The sequence below is a fragment of the Sphingopyxis macrogoltabida genome (assembly GCF_001307295.1).
Lineage (GTDB): Bacteria > Pseudomonadota > Alphaproteobacteria > Sphingomonadales > Sphingomonadaceae > Sphingopyxis > Sphingopyxis macrogoltabida_B.
The window spans coordinates 4,133,163-4,158,412 of sequence record NZ_CP012700.1 but is presented as its reverse complement, the minus strand read 5'-3'; the positions used below and the strand labels follow the sequence as shown (position 1 = coordinate 4,158,412).

18 protein-coding genes are annotated in these 25,250 nt (G+C 67.3%); 5 read left to right on the top strand and 13 right to left on the bottom strand.

What is annotated here, in order from left to right:
* Window positions 1-9 precede the first annotated feature (9 nt).
* Genes AN936_RS19255 through fliE form a run of 7 tightly spaced genes read right to left on the bottom strand, consistent with a single transcriptional unit; the run spans window position 10 to window position 6,617 of the window.
* Complete coding sequence (locus AN936_RS19255; RefSeq protein WP_084758543.1) at window positions 10-1,212, bottom strand: flagellar hook-length control protein FliK; 1,203 nt, start codon at window positions 1,210-1,212, stop codon at window positions 10-12.
* A complete protein-coding gene (locus AN936_RS19250) occupies window positions 1,209-1,652 on the bottom strand; it encodes a hypothetical protein (protein ID WP_054589501.1) in 444 nt (147 codons plus the stop codon). The genes AN936_RS19255 and AN936_RS19250 overlap by 4 nt, the downstream gene beginning before the upstream one ends.
* Window positions 1,649-2,980 carry a FliI/YscN family ATPase gene (locus AN936_RS19245; RefSeq protein WP_054589500.1) on the bottom strand — a complete coding sequence of 444 codons (1,332 nt, stop codon included), beginning with the start codon at window positions 2,978-2,980 and terminating at the stop codon, window positions 1,649-1,651. The genes AN936_RS19250 and AN936_RS19245 overlap by 4 nt, the downstream gene beginning before the upstream one ends.
* A complete protein-coding gene (locus AN936_RS19240; protein ID WP_054589499.1) occupies window positions 2,977-3,585 on the bottom strand; it encodes a FliH/SctL family protein in 609 nt (202 codons plus the stop codon). The genes AN936_RS19245 and AN936_RS19240 overlap by 4 nt, the downstream gene beginning before the upstream one ends.
* Window positions 3,578-4,615, bottom strand: coding sequence for a flagellar motor switch protein FliG (gene fliG / locus AN936_RS19235; RefSeq protein ID WP_234715643.1), 1,038 nt, complete (start codon window positions 4,613-4,615; stop codon window positions 3,578-3,580). Before fliG ends, AN936_RS19240 begins: the two co-directional genes overlap by 8 nt.
* Entirely contained in the window at window positions 4,608-6,269 is a 1,662-nt protein-coding gene (gene fliF / locus AN936_RS19230) for a flagellar basal-body MS-ring/collar protein FliF (RefSeq protein ID WP_054589497.1), read from the bottom strand. The genes fliG and fliF overlap by 8 nt, the downstream gene beginning before the upstream one ends.
* 3 nt (window positions 6,270-6,272) lie before the next feature.
* Window positions 6,273-6,617, bottom strand: coding sequence for a flagellar hook-basal body complex protein FliE (fliE, locus tag AN936_RS19225; protein ID WP_054589496.1), 345 nt, complete (start codon window positions 6,615-6,617; stop codon window positions 6,273-6,275).
* 245 nt (window positions 6,618-6,862) lie between these two features.
* Here fliE and AN936_RS19220 point away from each other — a divergent pair, with 245 nt between their 5' ends.
* On the top strand, window positions 6,863-7,675 hold the full coding sequence (locus tag AN936_RS19220; protein ID WP_054589495.1) for a flagellin: 813 nt from the start codon (window positions 6,863-6,865) through the stop codon (window positions 7,673-7,675).
* Window positions 7,676-8,008: 333 nt separating this feature from the next.
* Here the strand turns inward: AN936_RS19220 and AN936_RS19215 are convergent, their stop codons facing one another.
* The 6 genes from AN936_RS19215 to AN936_RS19190 all read right to left on the bottom strand — a co-directional run bounded on the left by AN936_RS19215 (window position 8,009) and on the right by AN936_RS19190 (window position 19,458).
* Window positions 8,009-11,290, bottom strand: coding sequence for an error-prone DNA polymerase (locus AN936_RS19215; RefSeq protein ID WP_054589494.1), 3,282 nt, complete (start codon window positions 11,288-11,290; stop codon window positions 8,009-8,011).
* Window positions 11,287-12,825 (bottom strand): Y-family DNA polymerase, encoded by a 1,539-nt coding sequence (locus tag AN936_RS19210; protein WP_054589493.1) that lies wholly within the window; start codon window positions 12,823-12,825, stop codon window positions 11,287-11,289. Before AN936_RS19210 ends, AN936_RS19215 begins: the two co-directional genes overlap by 4 nt.
* A complete protein-coding gene (locus AN936_RS19205; protein WP_054589492.1) occupies window positions 12,728-13,513 on the bottom strand; it encodes an ImuA family protein in 786 nt (261 codons plus the stop codon). Before AN936_RS19205 ends, AN936_RS19210 begins: the two co-directional genes overlap by 98 nt.
* 177 nt (window positions 13,514-13,690) lie before the next feature.
* Window positions 13,691-15,100 carry an efflux transporter outer membrane subunit gene (locus tag AN936_RS19200; RefSeq protein WP_054589491.1) on the bottom strand — a complete coding sequence of 470 codons (1,410 nt, stop codon included), beginning with the start codon at window positions 15,098-15,100 and terminating at the stop codon, window positions 13,691-13,693.
* The gene (locus AN936_RS19195) at window positions 15,097-18,312 is read right to left on the bottom strand and encodes an efflux RND transporter permease subunit (RefSeq protein ID WP_054589490.1); all 3,216 of its coding nucleotides are present in this window, start codon (window positions 18,310-18,312) and stop codon (window positions 15,097-15,099) included. Before AN936_RS19195 ends, AN936_RS19200 begins: the two co-directional genes overlap by 4 nt.
* A 6-nt stretch (window positions 18,313-18,318) precedes the next feature.
* A complete protein-coding gene (locus AN936_RS19190) occupies window positions 18,319-19,458 on the bottom strand; it encodes an efflux RND transporter periplasmic adaptor subunit (protein ID WP_420496819.1) in 1,140 nt (379 codons plus the stop codon).
* A 242-nt stretch (window positions 19,459-19,700) separates the two neighbouring features.
* On the opposite strand from AN936_RS19190, the gene kduI reads away from it, so the two are divergent.
* The 4 genes from kduI to AN936_RS19170 all read left to right on the top strand — a co-directional run bounded on the left by kduI (window position 19,701) and on the right by AN936_RS19170 (window position 25,198).
* Window positions 19,701-20,537, top strand: a complete 837-nt coding sequence (gene kduI, locus AN936_RS19185) for a 5-dehydro-4-deoxy-D-glucuronate isomerase (protein ID WP_054589488.1) — start codon at window positions 19,701-19,703, stop codon at window positions 20,535-20,537.
* On the top strand, window positions 20,537-21,292 hold the full coding sequence (gene kduD, locus AN936_RS19180; protein WP_054589487.1) for a 2-dehydro-3-deoxy-D-gluconate 5-dehydrogenase KduD: 756 nt from the start codon (window positions 20,537-20,539) through the stop codon (window positions 21,290-21,292). Before kduI ends, kduD begins: the two co-directional genes overlap by 1 nt.
* 9 nt (window positions 21,293-21,301) lie before the next feature.
* The gene (locus AN936_RS19175) at window positions 21,302-22,312 is read left to right on the top strand and encodes a sugar kinase (RefSeq protein ID WP_054589486.1); all 1,011 of its coding nucleotides are present in this window, start codon (window positions 21,302-21,304) and stop codon (window positions 22,310-22,312) included.
* Between the two features lie 273 nt (window positions 22,313-22,585).
* Window positions 22,586-25,198, top strand: a complete 2,613-nt coding sequence (locus tag AN936_RS19170; protein ID WP_158500118.1) for a TonB-dependent receptor — start codon at window positions 22,586-22,588, stop codon at window positions 25,196-25,198.
* Window positions 25,199-25,250 lie beyond the last annotated feature (52 nt).

Below are 25,250 nucleotides of genomic sequence, written 5' to 3'. Positions count from 1 at the left end.
GGCTCCTGATCAGGCAAAGCGGCCGCCGCGTGTCGCGGCGCGCTCTTCGTCGCGCGCCTCGGCACGCTCGGGGGCGGTTTCGATGAGATGGGCGGCATCATGGGCGCCGCCGCGGCCCTGACCCTGATGCGTTCCCTGCTGGGACTGCGACTGGCGGCCGGTTTCGCCCGGGGTGCAGGTTACTTCGGCGCCCGCGACGCGGACGCCCTGCTGGCGGAGATCCTCGACGAGGCGGCCCTGCGCGGCGTGGACGACGGCCGCGGTCGCTTCGTGCTGGGTGTCGAGCTTCAGCGACACGCCGCCCTCGTCCTGCCGCATCGCGACGTCGAGGCGGCCGAGGTGGCGCGGCATCAGGCGAAAGCTGATGTCGCCGCTTTGCGACTTGGTCGCGGCGATGTCGCGCGCGAGCTGCTCGATCCATGCGTCGTCGCTGGTCAGGTCGAGCACGCGTTCGGCGACCGGCGCCATCGGGGCGGCTTCGGCGATCGCGCCCGCTGCCGGCGCGGCAGGCTGGGTGAAGGCGACGGTCATCGACGGGCCGGCATCGACGATCTTTGCCTTGGGAAGCGAGGGATCGACCGGCATCGCTGCTGGCTGCGCCGCTTCGCGCGGCTTGGCAGCGGCGGGAAGCGCGGGGGCGTCGCCCTTGTCGGCGGTAATCGCGGCGTTCGCCGCTTTTTCCGGCTTGTCGGCCGGCGCCGTGCTGGTAGGAACGGGCGGCATCCACACGGCGGCGGGTGCGGCGGCGTCGCCGGTCTCGACCGCTTCGGTTCCGCCATCGCTATCGCCTTCGCCCTCGATCCGGATCGCTGCGACGGGCTTGGAGACCATGATCGCGCTGGGCAAAGCGGGGGACGCGGCGACCTGATCCGTCACCGGCGCGGCGATGCGACCGGTCGCGGCGAGCAGCAGCGTTACGGCCTTCGCGGCGGCGTCATCGGGTGCTGCGAGAGCTTCGGCCGCCGTCACGGTTTCGGATTTGGCGTCCGGCACTATGGCGACGGCTTTGCCGTCGGCCGGTTGCAACGGCATCGCAGCCGCAGGCGGCAAGATGGTGGTGAGCGGGGCTTTGCCGGCCCCGGCCACCGGCGCCGCAGCAACGAGCTGGTCGAACGCGGGCATTTCGCCCCCGGCCGAGCCGGGCGCGCCGAGCGCCGCAAATGCGGGCAGCAGGCTGGCGGGCGCCGGACTTTGGGTCAGCGCGGCCATCATGAAATCCCGCCTTCGATCAGGCGCAGGCTCATCGTGCGGCGGCGATGCGGACGGTTGGCGTCGTTGCGGCGTTCGGCTTCTTGCTCGGCCGACTTGCGGCTGCGCTCGTAAAGGCGCACCGCCGATTCCTCCTTGATCAACGCGCTCTGCGCAAGCGCGCCCATCTGGTCGCGGCGGGCGCTCGCACCCGCGAGCGGTGCGGCGAGATTTTCCTTCGCCATGTCGAGCCGCATGGCGAGTTCGCCCATCGTGTTCAGCGCGCGCCCGGCGACGGCACCCTTTGCCATCGCAAGGTCGGTGCGCAGCGTTTCGAGCCGCTTCGCCAGTTCGACGAGGCTCGCCAGTTCGCCGTTGGCGCGGGCAAGGTTCGCCTCCGCCATCTGATGTTCGACGGTGCGCACGCGAATGATCCGTTTGCGGCGTGCGATGCGAGCATTCATGCAGAAAATCCTTCGATAAGCGTCTGGCGCGAGGTGGGAAAGTCGACCTGCGCGGCGGCAGGCTGGGAAACGAAGGCAAGCTGGTCGGCGCGCGCGGCAATGGCTTCGTCGAGCACCGGATCGTTGCCGGCGACGTAAGCGCCCATCAGCATCAGATCGCGATTCTCTTCATAGGCCGACCACAGCTTGCGAAAGCGCGCGGCGGCGGCGGCGTGCACCGGATCGACCGAATCGGCCATGGTGCGCGACAGCGAGCGTGCGACGTCGATCGCGGGGTAGACGCCCTGTTCGGCGAGCTGGCGCGACAGGATGATATGCCCGTCGACGATCGCGCGGGCGCTGTCGACGACCGGGTCTTCGATATCGCCGCCGTCGGCGAGCACGGTGTAAAGCGCGGTGACCGATCCGCCGGTCGCCTTGTCGATGCCGGCGCGTTCGCACAGCGAGGGAATGAGCGCGAAGACCGAGGGCGGATAGCCCTTCATCGTCGGCGGTTCGCCCAGCGTCAGCCCGATCTCGCGCTGCGCATGCGCGACGCGGGTCAGGCTGTCGATCAGCAGCAGCACCTTCTTGCCCTCGTCGCGGAAGGCTTCGGCGATCGCGGTCGCGCGCATCGCGGCGCGGAGGCGGAGCAGCGGCGGGTGGTCGGCGGGGACCGCGACGACCACCGATTTCTTGCGGACTTCGGGCGGCAGCTTGGTTTCGACGAAGTCGCTGACCTCGCGGCTGCGCTCGCCGATCAGCCCGACGACGATGACGTCGCATTCGGTACCGGCGATCATCTGGCCCATCAGCACCGACTTGCCGACGCCCGAGCCCGCGATGATCGCGACGCGCTGGCCTTCGCCGACGGTGAGCAGGCCGTTGATCGCGCGCACGCCCATGCCGAGTGGCTTGGTGACGCGGCCGCGGCGCAGCGGATTGACCTTGCGTCCGGCGAGCGGCCACTGGAATTGCGATTTGATCGGCGAGCGGCCGTCGAGCGGGTTGCCCTGCGCGTCCATGATGCGGCCGAGCAGCGCCTTGCCGACGGGAACCATCGAGCTGGCGCCATGCGGTTCGACCGGCGCGCCGGTGACCAGCGGCTTGTTCGTGTCGAAGGGCAGGACAAGGCTGCGGTGACCGCGAAAGCCGACGACCTCGCCATAGACATAGTCGTTGTCGGCCGACTTGATGCGGACATTGCTGCCGAGCGGCTGCGGGAAGCCCGACACTTCGAGCATGATCCCCTCGTGCGCGACGAGCGTGCCGATGCGGCGCGGGCTCGCCTTGGCGAGATCGACCGGCGCGAGCAGTTGCTGCGCGGTGATGGCGAGGCGGCGTGTCACGCGGCTTCCCCCGCGCGGCCAAGGGCGGCAGTGAGTTCGTTCAGATAGACAGCGCGGCCGTGCTCGATCCAGCCGGCGGAGCTTTCGACGCGGACGGTGCCGCGAACCATCGCGGCGTCGGCCTCGACGGGCAGGCGAAGCTCGGCGTCGACGAGCAGTGCGGCGTCGAGCGGGTGGACCCAAAGGGTGCGGGCCTTGTCGGCTTCGGCGACCAGCGCTGCGGCGGCTTCGGCCTGATCCTTCAGCCATGCGGCGTCGATCGGCGCTTCGGCGACGATCTGGCGGACGAGCCGCTCGACCGTTTCCGCGATGAGCTGCGCCAGTTCTTCGCTGGGTTCGTCCTGCAGCGCCTCGGCGCCGGCGATCAGCGCGAGAAGCTGGTGGCGTTCGGCGGTGTAGGCGCTTTCGGCGAGGCGCTGGCCTTCGGCGAGGCCGCGCGCGAACGGGTCGTCGGCGAGTTCGGCCTCGACCGGCGCGCCGGCGACGGCAACATCGGCATCGCGGACCGCCGGCGCGAAGGACAGCGGGCGAAAGCCGCTGCCGCGCGCCATGGCGGCGGCGAGCGCGACGGGCGCAAAGCCGGTTTCGGTGGTGCGATCAGACATAATCGTCGCCCGCGCCCGCGATCATGATCTCGCCCGATGCCGCCATCTGGCGTACCACGAGCATGACCGCCTTCTGCGCTTCGTCGACATCGGTGCGCTTGACCATCGTCATTTCGGCCATTTCGTCGCGGATCGTTTCCGATGCGCGCTTCGACATGGTGGCGAGGCAGAGGTCGACCATTTCCTCGTCGGTGCCCTTGAGTGCGATCGCGAGTTCGGCGGCGTCGACCGAGCGCAGCACGGTGCCGAGGCTCTTCTTGTCGAGATCGCGGAGATTCTCGAAGATGAACATTTCTTCCTCGATCGCCTGCGCGAGCAGCTTGTCGGTCTTCTTGAGCGCGCGGATCGTGCGTTCGGAAAGCTGCTTCGGCATCTTCTTCATGATCTTCGCGACATCGCTCGGCCCGCCGATCGCCTGCTTGGCGACCCGCTGGCCGTCGACATTGGCGCTGGCGAGGACCGATTCGAGATCCTCGATCGCTGCGGCGGGAACCGAGGTGAGCTGCGCGGCGCGGAGCACGAGGTCGGCCTGCAGCAGTTCGTCGAGCGTTTCGATCGCGCGCGCCGCGACGTCGGGGACGAGCACCGAGAGGATCAGCGCGCCGACCTGCGGATGTTCGCTGGCGAGCAGGCCGCTGATCGCGTCGACGTCCATCCAGCGCAGCATCTCGAGCGACGCGGCGCTCCGCTGCGGTGCGACGGCGGCGAGGATATTGTCCGCACGGACATTGCCGACGGCCTGGTTGATCACGGTGCGGATGCGCGTGTCGGCGCCGATCGCCAGTGCGCTGACGTCGCGGCTGCGCACGACGAAGCGGTCGAGCGCCTGTTCGATCTGCGCTTCGCTGGCGTTCGCGGTGTCGAACATCGCCTTGGCGAGCCCGCGCACTTCATCGGGGCCGAGATGCTTGAGGATCGTCGCGGCTTCGCTCTCGTCGAGCAGCATCAGCAGGATCGCGGCGGCGGACGATCCGTCGATCGCGGCTTTGGGTGCCGGGGCGTCGAGCGTCATATTGTCGGTATCAGCCACGGGCGCCCTCCTGCATTAGCTGGCGGACGACAAGCGCGGCGCGCGCCGAATCCTGACGGACGAAGGCGCGGACGAGGTTGGCGCGCGCTTCGTAGCTCGGCGCCTGTTCGATCATCTCGAGCGTGATTTCGCGGCGGTTGGAACCGCCGCCGGGCAGCGCGGGCTGGCCGTCGGTGGCGGCGAGCAGCGAGGCTTCGAGCGAAGCGCTCTGCTCGGCGCGTGCGGCGGCGCGTTCCTTCGCGGCCCGGATCAGCGGGCGGCCGATGAAGAAGAAGGCGAGCAGCGCGGCGACGATTGCGCCGATCTGCTTGACCAGCGGCAGGAACCAGCCTTGATCGTAAAAGGCGGGGCTTTCGTCCTCGACCTTGACGAAGGGGCGCTGGCTGATCGCGACCTGATCGCCGCGCGTCGCGTCGAAGCCGACGGCGCCTTTCACCAGGCCGTCGATCTTGGCCATGTCGGCTTGCGTCAGCGCCTTCTTGCCCTGATTGAGCGCGACCGCGACCGACACGCGGCGAAGCTGGCCCTGCGGCTGGTGGGTAACCGAAATCTCGCGGCCGACCTCATAGGCGCGAGCGGCATTTTCGTTGCTCTGCGTTTCAGGCGCACCGGCGGTGGCGGGGGCGGCAACGGGCGCTTCGCCGGTCACCGTCGTCGCCTGCGGCGGCTGGTTCGACAGCGCGCCGGGGATGCCGACCGCGGGAGCGGGGCCTTGACCGCTGACCTGGCGAGTGATCTGTTCGCTGCGCAGCGCGCGGTCGTCCTTGGGAAAGCTTTCGCGCGTCGCCTGGCTTTCCGACATGTCGACATCGGCATGCACTTCGACGGTATAATTGCCGTTGCCGAGCATCGGGCCGAGCAAGCTGTCGAGCGCGCGGCGGAAACGATCCTCGATCTGCGTCTGGAGCTGGAAGGCCTTCATGTCGCTCGAGGTCGCGCTGTCGGACAGCAGCGCGCCGCGCTGGTCGATCACCGATACCTGGTCGGCGTTCATGCCGGGCACCGACGAGGCGACGAGGAAACGGATCGCCTGCACCTGTCCATCGGACAGCGAACGGCCGTTCTGCAGCGTCAGCATGACCGATGCGGTTGCGGGCTTGTCTTCGCGCACGAACAGGCTGGGTTCGGCGGCGGCGATATGGATGCGGGCGCTCTTGACCGCGTCGATCGCCTCGATCGTGCGGGCGAGGTCGGCCTCGCGCGCGGCGCGCAGCGTCTCGCCCTCGATCGCGCGGCTCGCGCCCATCGGCAGCGATGCGATCAGATTGTCGCCGTCGGGGGCCGCCTTGGGCAGTCCCTGTCCCGCGAGCGCGATGCGCGCGGCATGCATCTTGTCGGCGTCCACAGTCAGCGCGCCGGTCACCGGGTCGATGCTGTGCGCGATGCCCGCGGTCTGCAGCGCATCGGCGACCGCCGACTTGTCGGCGTCGGCCAGCCCGGCGAAGAGCTGCGCCTGCGGCGCCGACTGCATGGTGAAATAGGCGAGCGCGGCGAGGCCGATCGCGGTCGTCGTGGCGATCGCGGGCAGCGCGCGCTGGACGGCGGGCTGGCGGACGAATTGCTGGATCGGTGCGAAGCGATTGCCGAATGCGGGAACGGGCAGGCGGTTCGCCTGCGCGCTGTCGATTGGGGTGAGGGTCTGTGCGTCGGCCATGGGTTACACCGGCATGTTCATGATGTCGCGATAGGCGGAGAGCAGCTTGTTGCGGACCTGCAACGTCGTTTCGAAGCCGAGCGAGGCCTTCTGCCGTTCGATCATCACGCTGACGATGTCGTGGGTGTCGCCGCGCTCATAGGCTTCGCTGAGTTCGCTCGCCTTCGTCTGCTGGGCGTTGACCTGTTGCAGCGCATTGTTGATCGCAGTGCCGAAGTCGGGCGTGCCGCCGGCCGCATCGACGCCGGCGCCTTCGCTGCCGCGCCCCGCGGCGCGTTGCAGCGCCTGGTTCTGATTGAGGATCGAACTGCGCATCTGCAGCAGCCGGCTCTGGTCAATCATGCTCATTGCATCTCATCCGTCCTGGGCGCGGCGGTGTGCCGCACGCAAAGAGTAATGCAAAGCGCGTGCCAAAAATTTTATTTCAAATAATTCAGTTAGATAGTTTGAATAATCCGCCCACCCGATGCCGTTTCGGCGTTTTTTTGACGGACCGGCTTAATCGCCGCTGCCGCCCGCCGTTACTGCTTTTCGTGACCGCTCGCCGAGCCCTCACACCACGGGAATGGCCATAGGGGCCGGAAAGGAACATTATGACTGTCATCAACACCAATGTGAGCGCGCTTCGCGCCCAGAACAACTCGCGTGTTGCGGGCCGCATGCAGTCCGAAGCCATGGAGCGCCTGTCGAGCGGCAAGCGTATCAACAGCGCCAAGGACGACGCAGCCGGTCTCGCCATCGCGACCCGCATGGACGCCAGCGTCCGCGGCCTGAACCAAGCCGTCCGCAACGCCAACGACGGCATTTCGCTGTCGCAGACCGCCGAAGGCGCGATGGGCGGCATTTCGAACATGCTCGTCCGTATGCGTGAACTGGCCGTTCAGGCCTCGACGGGCACGCTGGGCGACGACGACCGCGAAGCGATCCAGACCGAAGTCACCGCGCTGATCGCGCAGATCGACGACGTTGCGACGCGCACGACCTTCAACGGCACCGCGCTGCTCGACGGCACCGCCGACCTCGACATCCAGACCGGCCTCAACGACGGCGAAGTCGTGAACATCGCCATCGCCGACATGCAGGCCGCTGGTCTTGGCGTCGATGGCCTCGACTTCTCGACCGCTGCCGGCGCCTCGGGTGCCTTGGCGACGCTCGACACGGCGATCCAGACGGTGGCCACCGAACGCGCCAACCTCGGTGCGCAGCAGAACCGTCTCGAAGCCACTGTCGACAATTTGACGTCGACTGTCGTGAATCTGGCGGACTCGAAGTCGCGCATCGAAGACACCGACTTCTCGGCGGAATCGACGAAGCTCGCCGCGGCCGGCATCCTGGCCCAGGCGTCGACGGCGATGCTCGCCCAGGCGAACCAGAGCCAGCAGGGCGTGATGAACCTGCTCCGCTAAGCGGAAGCTCTCGAAAAATTCAGGCTATGTTGGTTGGTCCCTTGATAGCCTGATCGGATGCCCCGGCCCCCACAGCCGGGGCATCCTCTTTTGTGGCGTAAGACTTCTGCGCGGGACGGCCGTTTTCGGCCGGTTGCGGTCGTTCGCTCCTCCCTGTCGCGCAGCGATGGGGAGGTGGCAGCGCGAAGCGCTAACGGAGGGGCCTATGGCGCGACGTCGCGGCCCCTCCACCATCGCCTTCGGCGACGGTCCCCCTCCCACGGCTGCGCCGCAGGGAGGATTTTACGTCCGCTTCCCACCCCAAAACGGCTGTTCGGTGCCCCTCACACCCCCTCAATGAAAATCGCGCGATTTGGGTAGGATGCGGACGTTGCGCGGATGGCCGTGGCGCTGGGCATGGCCGCGCGGGATCTGCGGGTGCCTGACCTCGTCGGCCCGGCAGACCTCGGGGTCGAAGCGCCGGTCGCTTCCCAGCGCATCGAGCATCGCCGTGCGGTCGACGATGCGGTTCGCCATCAGGTGGATGACCCCCTCCTTGCTCCGCTGTACCTCGCCCTCGGCGAGCATCAGCCGCGACGCCATGACGGCGCGGCGATAGCGTTCGAACTGCCGCGCCCACAGCAGGATGTTGACGATCCCGCTCTCGTCCTCGAGCGTGATGAAGATCGCATTGCCCTTGCCGGGGCGCTGGCGGATCAGCACGACGCCTGCGGTGCGGACGAGTGCCCCGTTCTTCGCCGCCGCGACCCCGGCGGCGCTCAGCACCCCCTCGCGTTCGAAATCGCGGCGGAGGAACGCCATCGGATGGCCTTTCAGCGACAGCCGCGTCGTCTGATAGTCGGTGAGCACATGCTCGACCATCGGGGTCGGCGGCAGGATGGCATCTTCCTCGGCCCCCAGTTCATCCGCTCCGGCGGCGTCGAACAGCGGCAACACCCCCTGCCGCACGCGGCGGGCGTCCCACAGCGCCGGCCGCCGGTCGAGCCCCATCGACCGGCACGCATCGGCATCGGCGACGAGGCGCAGCGCGCGCGAGGGCAGGTCGGCGCGGCGCGCGAGTTCCTCGACCGAGGCGAAAGGCGCCGCGGTCCGTGCGTCGGCGATCTGCGCAGCCCACGCCTCGCGAAACCCGTCGACCTGCCGGAAGCCGAGCCGCAGCGCGAGCGCGCCGTCGGCCCGCCGTTCGAGGCTGTTGTCCCAGCCGCTCGCATTCACATCGACCGCGCGCACCTCGACCCCATGTTCGCGCGCGTCGCGGACAAGCTGGGCGGGGGCATAAAAACCCATCGGCTGCGAATTGAGGATGCCGCAGGCGAAGACGGCGGGGTGATAATGCTTGATCCATGAGGAGACGTAGACGAGCCGCGCAAAGGATTGCGCATGGCTCTCGGGAAAGCCGTAGCTGCCGAAGCCTTCGATCTGGCTGTAGCAGCGTTGCGCGAAGCTACGTTCATATCCTCGCGCCACCATCCCCTCGACCATCTTCTCTTCGAAATTGTCGATTGTTCCGACGTTGCGGAAGGTTGCCATCGCGCGCCGCAGGCCATTTGCTTCTTCAGGAGTAAAGCCGGCAGCAGTGATCGCCAGATTCATTGCCTGCTCTTGAAAGAGCGGTACGCCGAAAGTGTTGCCCAAGACGTCGAACAGTTCGTCTTGGGGATATTGAGGGGCGGGTGACGGGTATTCGACCGGCTCTTCCCCATTCCGACGGCGGAGATAGGGATGCACCATGTCGCCTTCGATTGGTCCCGGACGCACGATCGCAACCTGCACGACCAGATCATATAGTTTTCGAGGACGGAGGCGCGGCAGCATGTTAATCTGCGCGCGGCTTTCGACCTGAAAGACGCCGATGCTGTCGCCCTTGCACAGCATGTCGTAAACCGCCGGATCCTTAGAATCGATATCGAGTTCGAGCGTGTGATCTCCTAGCCCGTGCTCGCGCATCAGGTCATAGCATTTGCGGATGCAGGTCAGCATGCCGAGCGCGAGAACGTCGACCTTCATCAGCCCGAGCGCGTCGATGTCGTCCTTGTCCCATTCGATGAAGGTGCGATCTTCCATCGCGGCATTGTGGATCGGGACGAGTTCGTCGAGCCGTCCTTCGGTGAGGACGAAGCCGCCGACATGCTGCGACAAATGGCGCGGTGCCTTGAGCAGTTCGCCGACGAACCGGTGCAGGCGTTCGATTTCGCCATTGTGCGGATTGAGACCCGCCTCGACCAGCCGTTCGACGGGCACCTCGTCGCCCCAGCTTCCCCAACTGGTGTCGGCGAGCCGGGCCGTCACATCCTCGCTGAAACCCAGCGCCTTGCCGACCTCGCGGATCGTGCTGCGCGGGCGATAGTGGATGACGGTCGCGGCGATCGCGGCTCGATCGCGTGTGTAGCGATCATAGATATACTGGATCACTTCCTCGCGTCGTTCATGCTCGAAATCGACGTCGATGTCGGGGGGCTCGTCGCGTTCGGCCGAGAGGAAGCGTGAGAAGAGCAATTTATGCTCCATCGGATCGACCGAGGTTACGCCGAGCAGGAAACAGACGATCGAATTGGCAGCCGATCCGCGTCCCTGACACAGGATCGGCGGTTCGCGCGTGCGGGCGAAGCGGACGAGGTCATGGACGGTCAGGAAATAATAGACGTAGCGGCGCTTCCTGATCAGCCAAAGTTCGTTACCGACAAGCTTGCGGACTTTTTTGGCGAGGGGGATGCCGTAGCGCTTCTCCGCCGCTGTCTTCACCAGATGATGAAGATAGTTGAACGGTTTCCAGCCCGGCGGCACCGGCTCGTGCGGGTATTCGTAGCGCAGGTCGTCTAAGCGAAAGTTGATACGGGCGAGCAGCTTTGTGCTTTGCTCGAACGCCTTCGGATAGCCATCGAACAGGCGTTGCATCTCGGCAGGCGCCTTCAGATACCGCTCGCCATTGGCGCGGAGTAGTTTGCCCGCCTTCGAGATCGTCGTGCCCTCGCGGATGCAGGTGATGATGTCGTGTAGCGGGCGCTGGGCGGCGGTCGCATAAAGCGCGTCATTGGTTGCGAGCAGGGGGACACTGGTTGCTACGGACAGGCGCTGAAGTTCGACCAATCGCCGCGCATCGGTGCCCGATTGGGGCATCGTAGCTGCCAGCCACACCGATTTCGGCCGCGCGCGCTTGAGGGTGCGGAGCAGGAGGTCGTCGCCCTCCATCGCGATCAATAGCAGGTCGTCGCAATGGTCGAGCAGATCTGCGAGGTAGAGGATGCAGCCGCCCTTCTCCGCGCGCAGATTGCCGGTCGAGAGCAGGCGGGTCAGCCGCCCCCAGCCATGGCGGCTGACCGGATAGGCAACGATGTCGGGCGTTTCGTCGGCGAAGACGAGCCGCGCGCCGACTACCAGCCGGAAGTGGGCGACGGCTTCGGGCTGTCTGACCTGCAGATCTTTCAGGAACGCCCACGCCCGCACCACCCCCGCGACGCTGTTGCGGTCGGCGATGCCGATGCCGGTCATGCCGAGCGCGAGCGCCTCGGCGACCATCTCGGCGGGGTGCGAGGCGCCGCGCAGGAAGCTGTAGTTGGTCGCGGCGACCAGTTCGGCGAAGCGGGTTTCGGGGATGGTCTCGGACGCATCGCTCATGCGAAGACCCCGTGGATATACCAGCGCGGGTCGGGCTTTTCGTCGTAAAGCCCGTGTCGGAACAGCCAGAAGCGGCGGCCCTGCGCGTCCTCGACACGGTAATAGTCGCGCGTCAGCCCGCCATTGTCGCGGCGCCGCCACCATTCGGCGGCGATGCGTTCGGGGCCTTCGTAGCGGCGCACGGCATGGAAGGCGCGGCGCCAGCGAAAGCGCTGCGGCGGGCCGTCGGGGACTTCGGCGATCACCTCGATCGGCTGCGGCGGGTCGAAGATATGGAAGGGACGCGTCGGCGGCTCGCCGGCATCGGGCGCCTGCCAGGGCAGCGGCGCGGGCGCGTCGATCGCGGGCAGTTCGAGCTGCGCCTGTTCGGGGATATGGGTGTCGGCCGGACGAAGACGCCGCACCCGGCCGCGCCCGAGCCGCGTCGCCAGCCGGTCGGCAAGCTCGTCGATGGCGGCGACTTTCACCGCTCCGCCTTCGAGCTTGAGCTGGCTCGCACCGAGCGCCTCGAGCCGCGGCACCGCGAGGCGGATCATGTCGAAGCCGAAGCCGGGGTCGAGCGGGTCGGCGAGGCCGTCCATCCGTTCGGCGAACAGGCGCATGACGAGACCGGTGTCGCGCGTCGGGTGGCCGGTTTCGATCGCGATCGTCCGCGCAAGGCCATCGCTGCGAAAGAAGGTGGCGCGGAAATGACGCCCGCCCTTGCCGCGTTCGCCCAGCTCTTCCATCGCTTCGGCGGCGAGTTCGGCCAGCACTTTGGCGGCGTGCGCGGTGCTCCCCAGCGGCTCGGCGAAGCGGCGTTCGGCGGCGACCGGCGGCGGGGCGACGCGCGGGTCGAGCGGGCTCGGCGCATCGCCGAGCAGGCGGCGCAGCGCCATTGCGGCCTCGGCGCCGAAGCGCGCGGCAAGGTTCGCCATCGGGCGGCTCGCGAGGTCGCCGATCGTCTTGAGCCCCGCGCGGACGAGCGCGGTCGTCGCCTCGGCGTCGAGTTCGAGCGCAGCGACGGGCAGGCGGCGGATCGCCTGCGCCTCGTCGGGCGCGGGCCGCGCCTGATAACGCGCGAGTGCGCGCGCGGCGTCGGCGGTGGGGCCGAGCGCATGGCGCATCGTCATACCGAGCCGCGCGAGGCGGTTTTCGACATCGGCGATCACCCCCGCTTCGCCGTCATGGAGATGAGCGGCACCCGCGATGTCGAGGATCAGCCCGTCGGGGGCGTCGAGCGCGACGAGCGGCGTATAGCGCGCGCACCCCTGCGCGAGCCGGTCGAGCCATGCATGGTCGAGCAACGGATCGTGCGCGAGGACCGCGAGTTCGCCGACCTGCGCGCGTGCGTCGGCGAGCGGCATGCCGGGACGCAGCCCGGCCGCCAGCGCCGCCGCATCGACGCTCGCGAGACGCATCGCGCCGCGCTGCTTCTCGGCGAAGACGAGCGGGGCCTCAGGCGGCCGCGGTGCCGTGCGCAGCCATCGCTCGGCGGGCAGGAAGGGGAAGAAGAGCGCCAGATAGCGGCGAGTCCCCGAAACTATGTTCGTCATGGTTCCAGTCCAGTCGCCAGCGCGTCCCCGCAGGGCCGCCGCGCCAGCGCAGCAGTTCGAGGTCGAAGGCGGGCGCGCCGGGTGCATTGGCGGCGAGGGCGTGCGACGCCGCCGCGGCGACGCTCCAGCGCGTTTCGGCGACACTCGGTGCGGGGATCGCGTTCAGGCGCAGCATCAGCAGCGTCGTCCCCGCGTCGCGCGCGCCGAGCGCGAGGCGGCGGCCCGCGGTCAGGTCGAGCAAGGGGAATTTGCCCCAGCTTTCGACGATCACCGCCGCCGAACCCGCGCAGCGGATCGCATCGTTGGCGCAGGCAAGCAGCAGCTTGGGGTCGGCCGCCTCGACGAGGAGCAGCCGGTCGGGGTCGCCGCCGAGTTCGGCAATCCCGGGGGCATAGATATGCCCGGTGCGGCGCCCGGCGTCGGCGGTGCGCAGCCAGAGGAGCGGCGCCGGGCCGGGGGTGCGCAGGGCGAGGAGCGCCGCGAAAGCGGCCGCGCTCGTCGCGTCGAGCGCGTCGGCGGCAAAAAATTCATGGACCCGTCCGATCGCGAGCCCGCCGCCGAGCGCGCCGTCGAAGCGCGCATCGCCGCTGGCCAACCAGCCTTCGGCCGGACGGTTTTCATGGCCGCTGGCGGCCAGCCGGGCGACGCGTCGGCGCAGCCCGGCGAGTTGGGAAGACGACTCGCGCATGTTTGTTCCTGATATGTTCTATTAGCGCGCGAGCGGGGGCGATTGTCAAGATGAGTCGGTATCGACCTTCATCGTTATGCCGGACCCTTCGACATGCTCCGGACAGGCTTGATCCGGCATCCATTTCACGACCGAAGCATGGACCCCGGATCAAGTCCGGGGTGACGATGAAGGTCGTCAGGGCGTGCTGTTTCCCGAACCGCTGTCGCCGCCGAGGGCGCGGAACAGCGCGATTCGCGTGTTGACGAGCAGGAGCTGCGTCGTGATCTCGCTTCGCCGCGCCGTATAGAGGCTGCGCTGCGCATCGAGGCTGGCGAGGAAGCTGTCGACCCCGCCCTTGTAGCGCGCGTCGGTCAGCCGCGCGGTGTCGGCGGCGGCTTCGGTATTCGCGGCGGCGGCGCGGACGCGTTCGGATATCGTGCCCTGCACCGCAAGCGCGTCGGCGACTTCGCGGAACGCAGTCTGGATCGCGCCTTCATAGCCGGCGAGCGCGGCGTCGCGCTGCGCTTCGGTCACCGCGACCCCCGCGCGGCGGCCGCCGGCGTCGAAGATCGTCGCGGCGGCATCGCCGCCCGCCGACCAGCCGAACGAACCGCTGTCGAACAGGCTGCCGAGCGCGTCGCTGGCGAAACCGAGCAGGCCGGTGAGCGAGATCGTCGGGAACAGCCGCGCCCGGGCGACGCCGATGTCGGCGTTGGCGGCGCGGAGGCGATATTCGGCCTCGATCACGTCGGGCCGGCGCAGCAGAATCTGCGAGCTGACCCCGGCGGGCAGCGATACGATCGCCGGCGTCACCTCGGCGAGCCCGGCGGGCAGCAGTGCGCGGTCGACATCGCCGCCGACGAGCAGGCGGATCAGATTTTCGTCCTGCGCGATCGCGCTCGTCTGCGCCGCGATCGCATCTTCGGCGGTCGCGAGAATCTGTTCGGCCTGCCTGAGGTCGGTGCGCGGCGCGACGCCGCCGTCGAGCCGCGCTTTGGTCAACCGGACATTCTCGCGCGCATTGGTTGCGGTGTCCTGTGCGATCGCCAGCAGGTCGCGGTCGGCGCCATAGGTCGCCCACGCCTGCGCAAGGTCAGAGATCAGCGCGATGCGGACGGTCCGCGATGCGGCTTCGGTCGCGAGCGCGCTGTTGCGATCGGCTTCAGCGGCATTGGCGAGGCGGCCGAACAGGTCGAGTTCGAACGCGGTGATGCCGCCGCGCAGCGAGAAATCGCCGCCGCCGCCATTCCCTGCGCTATTACTTCCGCTATCCGCATAGCCGGCGCCGGCGCTGATCCCGATTTCGGGGAACTGTCCCGCGCGGCTGACGCGCGCCTGCGCGCGCGCCGTGGCGACATTGGCATAGGCGACGCGCAGGTCGCGGTTGTTCGCGAGCGCCTGTTCGGCGAGCGCCTGCAACCGCGGGTCGGTGAAGACGCTGCGATAGGAAAGGATCGGCAGCGCCGCTTCGCTCTGCAGCAGATAGGCGTCGCCGACCGGCCAGCTCTGTGGCACCGGCGGCGCGGGCAGCACCGTCTTCGGCGCGAGCGAGCAGCCCGCCAGCGCCAGCGTCCCCGCGAGCAGGAGGGGGCGGAGGGCCGTCATGCCGGAACCTCCGCCCCGCCGGAACCCGTGTCCTTGTCCCCATCCTTGTCCTTGCCGAAGCGGCGGCGCAGCGCGGCGAGGCCGTCGCGGACGCCCCTTCTGACGAGGACGAAGAAGAGCGGAATGAAGAAGATGGCGAGGAAGGCGGCGGTCAGCATGCCGCCGATCACCGCGGTGCCGATCGCGACGCGGCTGTTCGCGCCCGCGCCGGTCGCGATCGCCAGCGGCAGCACGCCGAAGATGAAGGCGAAGCTGGTCATCAGGATCGGGCGCAGGCGGATGCGCGCCGCCTCGATCGCCGCCTCGATCACGCGCTTGCCCTTGCGTTCCTCCTGCTCGGCGAACTCGATCATCAGGATCGCATTCTTCGCCGCGAGCCCCATCGTCGTGAGCAGCCCGATCTGGAGATAGACGTCGTTCTCCAGCCCGCGCAGCGTCACCGCGAACACCGCGCCGATAAGCCCGAGCGGGACGATCAGGATCACCGCGAGCGGGATCGACCAGCTTTCATAGAGCGCCGCGAGGCAGAGGAAGACGACGAGCAGCGAAATCGCATAAAGGAAGGGGGCCTGTCCCGACGACAGCCGCTCCTGATAGGAGGACCCCGACCAGGCGACGCTGGTTCCGGGAATCTGCGCCGCCATCGCTTCCATTTCGTCCATTGCCTCGCCCGAGCTGACCCCCGCGGAAGGCTGGCCCGAAATCTCGAACGCCGAAACGCCCTGGAAGCGCGACGTGGTCGCGGGCGTGGTCGCCCAGCCGATCCGCGAAAAGGCCGAGAAGGGCGACATCTCGCCGTCGGCCGAGCGGACATACCATTGGCCGAGGTCTTCGGGCTTGGCGCGATAAGGGGCGTCGCCCTGGACATAGACGCGTTTGACGCGGCCCTTGTCGATGAAATCATTGACGTAGCGGCCACCCCAGGCGGTCGCGAGGGTGTTGTTCACGTCGCTGTTGGTCAGCCCGTAGGCGGTCAGCCGCTGGGTATCGATATCGACCTTGAGCGTCGCAACGTCGGGAAGGTCGCTGAGGCGCACCGAGGTCAGCTTGGGATTGGCGTTCGCCATCGCGAGCAGCCGGTCGCGCGCGGCGGAGAATTGTTCGCGGCTGAGCCCGCCGCGATTCTGGAACTGCATCGTGAAACCCGACGTGTCGCCGAGCCCGCGGACCGCGCCGGGGACGAGCGCGAAGACCTGTGCGTCGCGCAGCCCGCTCAAGGCCTTGCGCGCGCGCTCGGTGATCGCATCGGCGGTGTTCTCGTCGCCCGGCCGGTCGTCCCAGTCGACAAGATTGACATAGCCTTGCCCGGTGTTCTGGCCTGCCGCGGCCCCGCCGCCGCCGCCGGCGATCAGGAACAGTGCGCCGGTGTTCGCCTTTTCGTGGGTCAGGAAATAATCCTCGACCGCATTGCGCACTTCGAGCGTGCGCTCCTGGGTGGCGCCGGCGGGCAGACGGAACTGGACCTGGACGCGGCCCTGATCCTCGTTGGGCAGGAAGCCGCTCGGCAGGCGCAGGAACAGCACCGCGAGCAGGACGAGGATGACGGCATAGATGCCGAGGAAGAGCCATTTGCGGTCGACCACCGCGCCGACACTGCCGACATAGCGGTTCACGGTGCGGTCGAAACGGGTGTTGAAGCCGTTCTTCAGCCGTTCGCCAAGCGCGTGCAGGCGCGGAAAGCGGTGTGTCTCCGCCGTCTCGCCATGCGTCTTGGGCTTGAGCAGGCTCGACGTCAGCGCGGGGCTGAGGATCAGCGCGACGAGCACCGACAGCGCCATCGCCGAGACGATGGTGATCGAGAATTGCCGATAGATGACGCCGGTCGAGCCGCCGAAAAAGGCCATCGGCATGAACACCGCCGACAGCACGAGCGCGATCGCGATTAGCGCGACCTGCAATTCCTGCATCGACTGGATCGTCGCTTCGCGCGCCGACATGCCGGGATTCTCTTCCATCAATCGCTCGACATTCTCGACGACGACGATCGCATCGTCGACGAGCAGGCCGATCGCGAGCGTCAGCCCGAACAGCGTCATCGTGTTGATGCTGAACCCCGCCATATAGAAAATGCCGAAGGTGCCGAGCAGCACCACCGGCACCGCGATTGCCGGGATCAGCACCGCGCGCCAGCTTTGCAGAAAAACGAACATGACGAGGATGACGAGCAGGATCGCCTCGAACAGCGATTTCTGCACCTCGCTCACCGACAGCTTGATGAAGGCGGTCGCATCGTTGGCATAGCTGTAGGTCACGCCGTCGGGGAAGTCGGCGGCGAGTTCCGCCATCCGTGTCTTGACCCGGTCGGCGGTTTCGAGCGCGTCGGACCCCGGCGACAGCGAGATCGACATGCCCGCGCCGGGATGGCCGTTGATGCGGCTGATGACGGCATAGCTTTCGGCGCCGACCTCGACCCGCGCGATATCCTTGATGCGCACGCTCGACCCGTCGGGAAGCGTCTTGAGGACGATATTCTCGAACTCCTCGACCGTCTGCATCCGCGACTGCGCGGTGACCGTCGCGTTGAGCATCTGGCCCTGCGGCGCGGGGAGGCCGCCGACGTCGCCGGCGGCGACCTCGCTGTTCTGCGCGGTGATCGCCGAAATGACGTCGCTCGGCATTAGCGACATCGCCGCTAGCCGCTGCGGGTTCAGCCAGATGCGCATCGCGTGCGGCGCGCCGAAGATGTTGACGTCGCCGACCCCCTCGACGCGCGACAGCGGGTCCTGGATGTTCGACGCCATATAGTCCGACACGTCCTGGTTCGACCGGGTGTTCGTCGAATCATAGACGGCGACGAGGAGCAGCGTATCGGCGTTCGACTTGGTGACGCGGATGCCCTGTTGCTGCACCTGCTGCGGCAGGCGCGAAATCGCGGTCTGGATCTTGTTCTGGACCTGGACCTGCGCGATGTCGGGGTCGGTGCCCTTCTCGAAGATCGCGGTGATGCTCGCCTGCCCGCGCGAGCTCGATTGCGAGCTGAAATAGAGCAGGCCGTCGATCCCGGTCAGTTGCTGTTCGAGCACCTGCGTGACGCTGTTCTCGATCGTCTCGGCCGATGCGCCGGGATAGTTGGCGCGGATATTGACCTGCGCCGGGGCGATATCGGGATATTGCTCGATCGGCAGCGAAAAGAGCGCGCCCAGCCCGCCGAGCATGACGATGATCGCCAGCACCCAGGCAAAGATCGGCCGGTCGATGAAAAGGCGCGACATGGGCCCTTAATTTCCTTTCGCTGCCGCGCCCTTGGCCGCGGGCGCCCCGACCCGCTGCGGCGTGCTCGCCGGAACCGGCTTGATCGGCGCTCCGGCCTTGAGATTGCCGATCCCCTGCGTGATGATTTTTTCGCCGGACTTCAGCCCCGCGGTGACGACCCAGTTGGCGCCGACCGTACGCTCGGCGGTGACCTTGCGCCGCACCGCCTTATTGTCCTTGCCTACGAGGTAGACGAACGCCGATCCGTCAAAATCGCGCTGCACCGCGGCCTGCGGCACCAGCATCGCGGCGGGGTTGACCGACTGGTCGAACAGCGCGGTGACGAACATGCCGGGCAGCAGCAGCCCCTTGGGATTGGGGAAGCGCGCGCGCAGCGTCACCGTGCCCGTCGCTTCGCTGACCGCGATCTCCGAAAACTGGACCGTCCCGGCGAACCCGTAATCGCTGCCGTCCTCCAGCTTCAGCCGCACCGTCGTGCTGCCGGGCTGGGTGCCGCCGCTCGCCAGCGCCTGGCGCAGCCGTATGAGTTCGGCGCTCGACTGCTGCATGTCGACATAGATGGGATCGGTCCGCTGGATCATCGCCAGCGGTTCCGACTGGCTCGCGCTGACGAGCGCGCCGGGGGTGGCAAGGCTGCGCCCGATCCGCCCGCTGATCGGCGCGGACAGCGTCGTGTAGCGCAGGTTGATCCGCGCGGTTTCGAGCGCCGCGGCATTTTGCGCCACCGTCGCGCGCGCGACGCGCGCCTGCGCCAGCGCGTCGGTATAATCCTGCTCGGCAACCGCCTGCATCTTCGCGAGCGGCTCGAAGCGCTTTGCCTTTTCGTCAGCGGCCTGCGCGCTTGCCCGCGCACTCGCCAGATTCGCCGCCGCCTGATCCGCCGCCGCCTGATACAGGCTGGCGTCGATCTGGTAGAGCGGCTGCCCGGCGCGCACGAAGCTGCCTTCGGCGAACAGGCGGCGGCGGATCAGGCCGTTCACCTGCGGACGCACCTCGCTGGTCTCGAACGCGACGGTGCGGCCGCCGAGTTGGGTGGTGACCGGAACCGCCTGCACCACAGCCGTGACATAGCCGACCTCGGGGGCGCCGCGCCCGCGTCCGCCCTCGTCGTCCTTGCCGGCGCAAGCGCCCAGCGACAGCATCATGGCACACAAGGCTCCCGCGCGGAGCAGCGGCCTGTTGTCCTGCATAATATTATCTCGTGTCGGTCCGCCGACGGCGGGGGAGGAATGATGCCTATTCCACCATTTGGAAGGCGCCATGCAAGCGCTTTCAGGGCTTTGCGACAAAGTGCGACAATTTTACCCGTGCATCGCCGCACTCGCATTGACACCGGTTACCGTCGGGTTTAGCAGATGGACACGACGAAGCCGGGACGAGGATCATCATGTTTGCCAAAACCTACCACGCGACCCACCCCGACATGATGGAATGCGTGGACAATGACGCGCTGCGCGATCGCTATCTTGTCCCCGGCATGTTCGCCGACGGCAGGATCAACCTCAACTATTCGCACAATGAGCGCTTCGTCATCGGCGGTGCGGTGCCGAAGGGCGGCGCGCTGCGGCTTCCCGACCAGAGCGAGCCGGCCTCGGCCGCGGGGCATCCCTTCCTCGAACGGCGCGAGATGGCGGCGGTCAATATCGGCACCGACGGCACGATCAGCGTCGATGGCCAGCGCTTTGCGATGAAGAACAAGGAATGCCTCTATATCCCGATGGGATCAAAGGAGGTGGTCTTCGAAGGCGACGGCGCGCGCTTCTATCTGGCGTCGCTCCCGGCGCACAAGGTCTGCCCGATCCGGCACATCACGCTCGATCAGGCGAACCCGCTCGCCCGCGGCGACCTTGCCAATTCGAACCAGCGGACGATCTATCAGCTCGTGATCCCCGGCGTATGCGAAAGCGCGCAATTGCTGCTCGGGCTCACCGTGCTCGAGGAGGGCAGCGTGTGGAACACGATGCCGCCGCACCTCCACGACCGGCGCAGCGAAATCTATCTCTATTTCGACCTGCCCGAAGAGAATGACCGCATCTTCCATTATATGGGCGAGCCCGACAGCATGCGGCACATCGTGATCGCAAACGAGGAAGCGGTGATCAGCCCACCCTGGTCGATCCACATGGGGTCGGGGACGAAGAAATATGCTTTCATCTGGGCGATGGGCGGCGAGAATCTCGACTATACCGACATGAACGTCCTCGACATCTGCCAGCTCAAGTGATGCCCGGCCTCTTCGATCTTTCGGGCAAGGTCGCGCTGGTCACCGGCGCCAATACCGGTATCGGGCAAGGCATTGCGCTCGCGCTTGCCGAAGCGGGCGCCGACATCGCCGCCGCTGGCCGCTCGCCTGCCGACGAGACCGTTGGCAAGGTGCGCGCGCTCGGCCGTCGCGGCGACAACTTCGCCGCCGACCTGTCGGGCGTCGGCGCAGTGCAGCCGCTCGTCGATGCGGTGCTCGCCGAATTCGGGCGGATCGACATTCTCGTCAACAATGCCGGGATCATCCGCCGCGCCGATGCGGTCGACTTTACCGAAGCCGACTGGGACGCAGTGATGGACACCAATCTCAAGACGCTCTTTTTCCTCTGCCAGAGCGTCGGGCGCCACATGATCGCGCGCGGCAGCGGCAAGATCATCAACATCGCCTCGATGCTGACCTTTCAGGGCGGCATCCGCGTGCCGAGCTACACCGCGTCGAAATCGGGGGTCGGCGGGCTGACCAAGCTGCTCGCGAACGAATGGGCGGCGAAGGGCGTCAACGTCAACGCGATCGCCCCCGGCTATATCGCGACGAACAACACCGCGGCGTTGCAGGGCGACGAAACGCGCAATCGCCAGATCGTCGAGCGCATCCCCGCCGGCCGCTGGGGCGGCCCCGAGGATATCGGCGGCGCTGCCGTGTTCCTCGCGTCGTCGGCCTCGGACTATGTGCAGGGCCATATCCTCGCCGTCGACGGCGGCTGGCTCGCACGCTAGCATCGCGCCATGCCGGACCGTCTCGTCTTCTTCGGCGAACTGCTGATCCGCCTCACCGCACCGGGCAACGAGCTGCTGATGCAGTCGCCGGCGCTGGCGCTCCATGTCGGTGGGGCCGAGGCGAATGTCGCGATCGGGCTCGCCCATCTCGGCCACGACTGTGCGATGGTGAGTGCGGTTCCCGGCAATGCACTCGGGCGCGGGGCGGTGGCGGCGGCGCGCGGCGCAGGCGTCGATTGCGGCGCCGTCGCGACCGGCGCGGGGCGCATGGGGCTCTATTTCCTCAGCGTCGGCGCCGGGCTGCGCGCCTCCGAGATCGTCTACGACCGCGCCGGATCGAGCTTCGCCGCGCGCGGTGCGGAGGATTATGACTGGGACGCGCTGCTCGCCGGAGCGGGACTGCTGCACCTGTCGGGGATCACCCCCGCGCTCGGGCCGCGCCCGGCCGAAGCGGCGCTGGCGGCGGCGCGCGCGGCAAAGCGGCTCAGCGTGCCGGTCAGCTTCGACGGCAATTACCGCGCGATGCTGTGGCAGGCGTGGGACAGCGATCCGCGCGCGATCCTCGGCGAACTGATCGGCCTCGCCGAAATTCTCTTCGGCAACCACCGCGACCTGTCGCTCGTCCTTGGCAAGGATTTCGGCGGCGAGGGCGAAGACCGGCGGCGCGAGGCGGCGGAGGCGGGCTTTGCTGCGTTCCCCGACCTGCGGATCATCGCCTCGACCGCGCGGCATGTCCTTACCGCCGACCATCACCGCGTCGCGGCGCGCGTCGACCGCCGGGACAGCGCCCACCAGACCGGCGAGGTCGACGTGACCGGTATCGTTGATCGCATCGGCGCCGGCGACGCCTTCGCCGCCGGGGTGCTCCACGCTTGGCGCGCGGGCGGCGATGCGCGCGCGATGGCCGAAACCGGCCTTGCGCTGACCTGCCTCAAACATTCGCTGCCCGGCGATGCCAGCCGCTTCGGCGCCGCCGATATTGCGGCGTTCCACGCCGGCGGGCTCGACGTCCGGCGCTGATCGCACCGGCGCCGGCCCGCGCGATCAAAGTTGTACGACAATCTCGCTTGACATAGATCATCCGATAGGTCACCAGTTACTGACACCGGTTACCTGAATCGGTCAACGAAACGATATCGATGGGGAGAGGGCGTCCGGCCCGCCGAAAACGGCGGCCTCCCGCTTGCTCTCGGAAAAGGATGGCAAAAGCGCGTCGATCCGTTTTTTTGCCTGCAAGAGTAACCGGTGTCATTTCTTGCTTTGGCGGAGATGCGCTGCGAAAGGGAGGGCCATATGGCTATTCGGATGAAGCGGGGCGGCGCCTTGACGGTGAAACTTGCGAGCGGCGTGTCGCTCGCGGTGCTGATGGCGGCACCTGCCTATGCGCAGGAAGCGGGCGCGGACACGCCCGAAGGCGAAATCATCGTGACCGGCATTCGCGCGTCGCTCGAGCGGGCGGCCGATATCAAGCGCGAGGCAGGGCAGGTGATGGACGTCATCACCGCCGAGGATGTCGGCAAACTTCCCGACGCCAATGTCGCCGAGGCGCTGCAGCGCGTTACCGGCGTCCAGATCACCCGCGTTTTCGGTGAGGGCCAGTCGGTGTCGGTGCGCGGGTTGCAGCAGGTCCGCGTCGAGGTCGACGGGCGCACCCTGCTCGGCTGGTCGGCGCGGCTGTCGCCACCCGAGAACGACCAGCTCGGCCGCTCGTCGGGGCTCGATTCGGTACCATCGAGCCTGTTCGGCCGCCTTGAGGTGCGCAAGTCGCCGCTCGCCAGCCAGGCCGAGGGCGGACTAGGCGGCACGGTCAACCTCGTCACCCCGAAACCGCTCTCGTTCAAGGAGCCGACCGCCTCGCTGCGGGTGCAGGGCGTCTATTCGGAGAACAGCGACAAGTTCGAACCCGCGATCACCGGCTTTGCAACGACGAAGTTTGCCGACGACCGCATCGGCATCATGATCGCGGGCGAATATCAGAAGCGCACCTCGACGACGCAGGCGTTCGAGCGCAACAATTTTCTCAATCGCAACTATACCGCGAACGGCGTTACGACCGCCCAGCCGACCCCGGCGCTGCTGCAATATGAACAGTTCACGGTCGACCGCTCGCGGCTCGGCCTCAATGGCGCGATCCAGTTCGAGGTGACGCCCGAATTCACCGTCACCGCCGACGCGCTCTATTCGAAGCTCAAGACCGGGCGCCGACAGGACTTTTTCGCATTCCGCCTGCCGACCGGCGCCAATCCGGTGACCGGTGCGGTGGTAGAGGACGGCATGGTCGTCGCGGGCAGCGCCAACGGCACCGTCACCACCGCGGGGCAGATCCGCAACGAGCCGACCGAAAGCTTCCTCTACGGGCTCAACGGCAAATATGAGAGCGGCGGGCTGACGATCGAGGCCGACGGCTATTACAGCAAGGGCACGATCGACCAGACAATCCAGATCATCACGCTGCAGGCGGCCGCGCCCGTCCCCGGCGCCTTCGATTTCCGCGACGACACCATCCCGTCGTTGACGCTCGGCGGCACTTTCGACCCCGCCGATTATGCGTCGTACAATCCCGCGAACAACGGCGTGCGCAGCAACCGGTTGATCGGGCTGCTCGAGGAATGGACCGGCAAGCTAGACGTCAGCTACGAAACCGCCGGCGGGGTCACCATCGCCGCCGGGGTGCGCTATACCGACCTGCACGCGCGGTCGAACGCCTATCGCAGCCAGGTGACCCCGACCCGCGCCGAAATCGAACCCTATCTGAAGCTGATCGACGCGAAGAATTTCCTGCCCGACATCGCCGGAAGCTTCCCGCGCGGCTTTCTCAGCACCGCGCCGACCTTCGACTATGTCTTCACTCGCGCGCAGGCGGCCGAACCCAATCCCGACGCGAACGGCCAGTCGACGCTGCTGCCCAACCTCCAGCGCGATTATGACTTCAGCGAACGCACGCTTGCCGCCTATCTGATGGTATCGGGCGAGGGCGAGATCCTCGGCATGCCGTACAAGGCGAATGCCGGGGTGCGTATCGCCAGCACCCGGCTGTCGGTCGATAGCTACGTCAACGTCGGCACGGTCAGCACGCTGCGCAACGACAAGAACCGCTATACGAACGTCCTGCCCAGCGCGAACATCGCCTTCAACGTCACCGACAATTTCCTGATCCGCGTCTCGGGATCGCAGACGATGCAGCGCGCGTCGATCGCCGACCTTGCGCCGTCGACCTTTTTCAACGCGACGAACCTGTCGGTCACCGGCGGCAATGTGAACCTCAAGCCGCCGATCTCGACGCAGGCCGATGTCAGCTTCGAATATTATACGGGCAAGAGCTCGCTGATCTCGGGCGCGGTCTTCTACAAGGATGTGCAGGATTTCATCGCCAGCTTCGTGACCACCGGCGTCGATCTCGACCTCGACGACCAAGGGCGCGAGCTTACCTTCTCGCGACCCGAAAATCTCGCCAGCGCCCGGATCAAGGGCTTCGAGATCGGCATCCAGCAGTTCGCCGACTTCCTGCCCGCACCGTTCGACGGCCTCGGCATCATCGCCAATTACACCTATTCGGATTCGGAGGATAATGCCGGCTTCCCGCTCGTTGCGGTGTCGAAGAACAGCTACAACCTCGTCGGCCTCTATGAAAAAGGTCCTTTCTCGGCGCGCATCGCCTATAATTACCGCGACGAGGCGGTGTTCGAATTTTCCGAAGGCCGGCCGAGCTTCATCGGCGCGCGCTCGCAACTCGACGCGCAGCTCGGCTTCGACCTGACCGAGAATTTCGCCCTGTCGCTGCAGGCGCAAAACCTGATGCCGAAAAAATCGGCGACGAGCGAATATAGCAATTTCAACCCGACCGCGCTCAATAGCTATGCCCTGTCGGAGCGGCGCTTCTCGGTCGGCGTGCGGGCGAAATTCTGATCCCCCACTCCGGTGGTGGCCGCCGTCCACGCCGCCACCGGAACCGGATCGT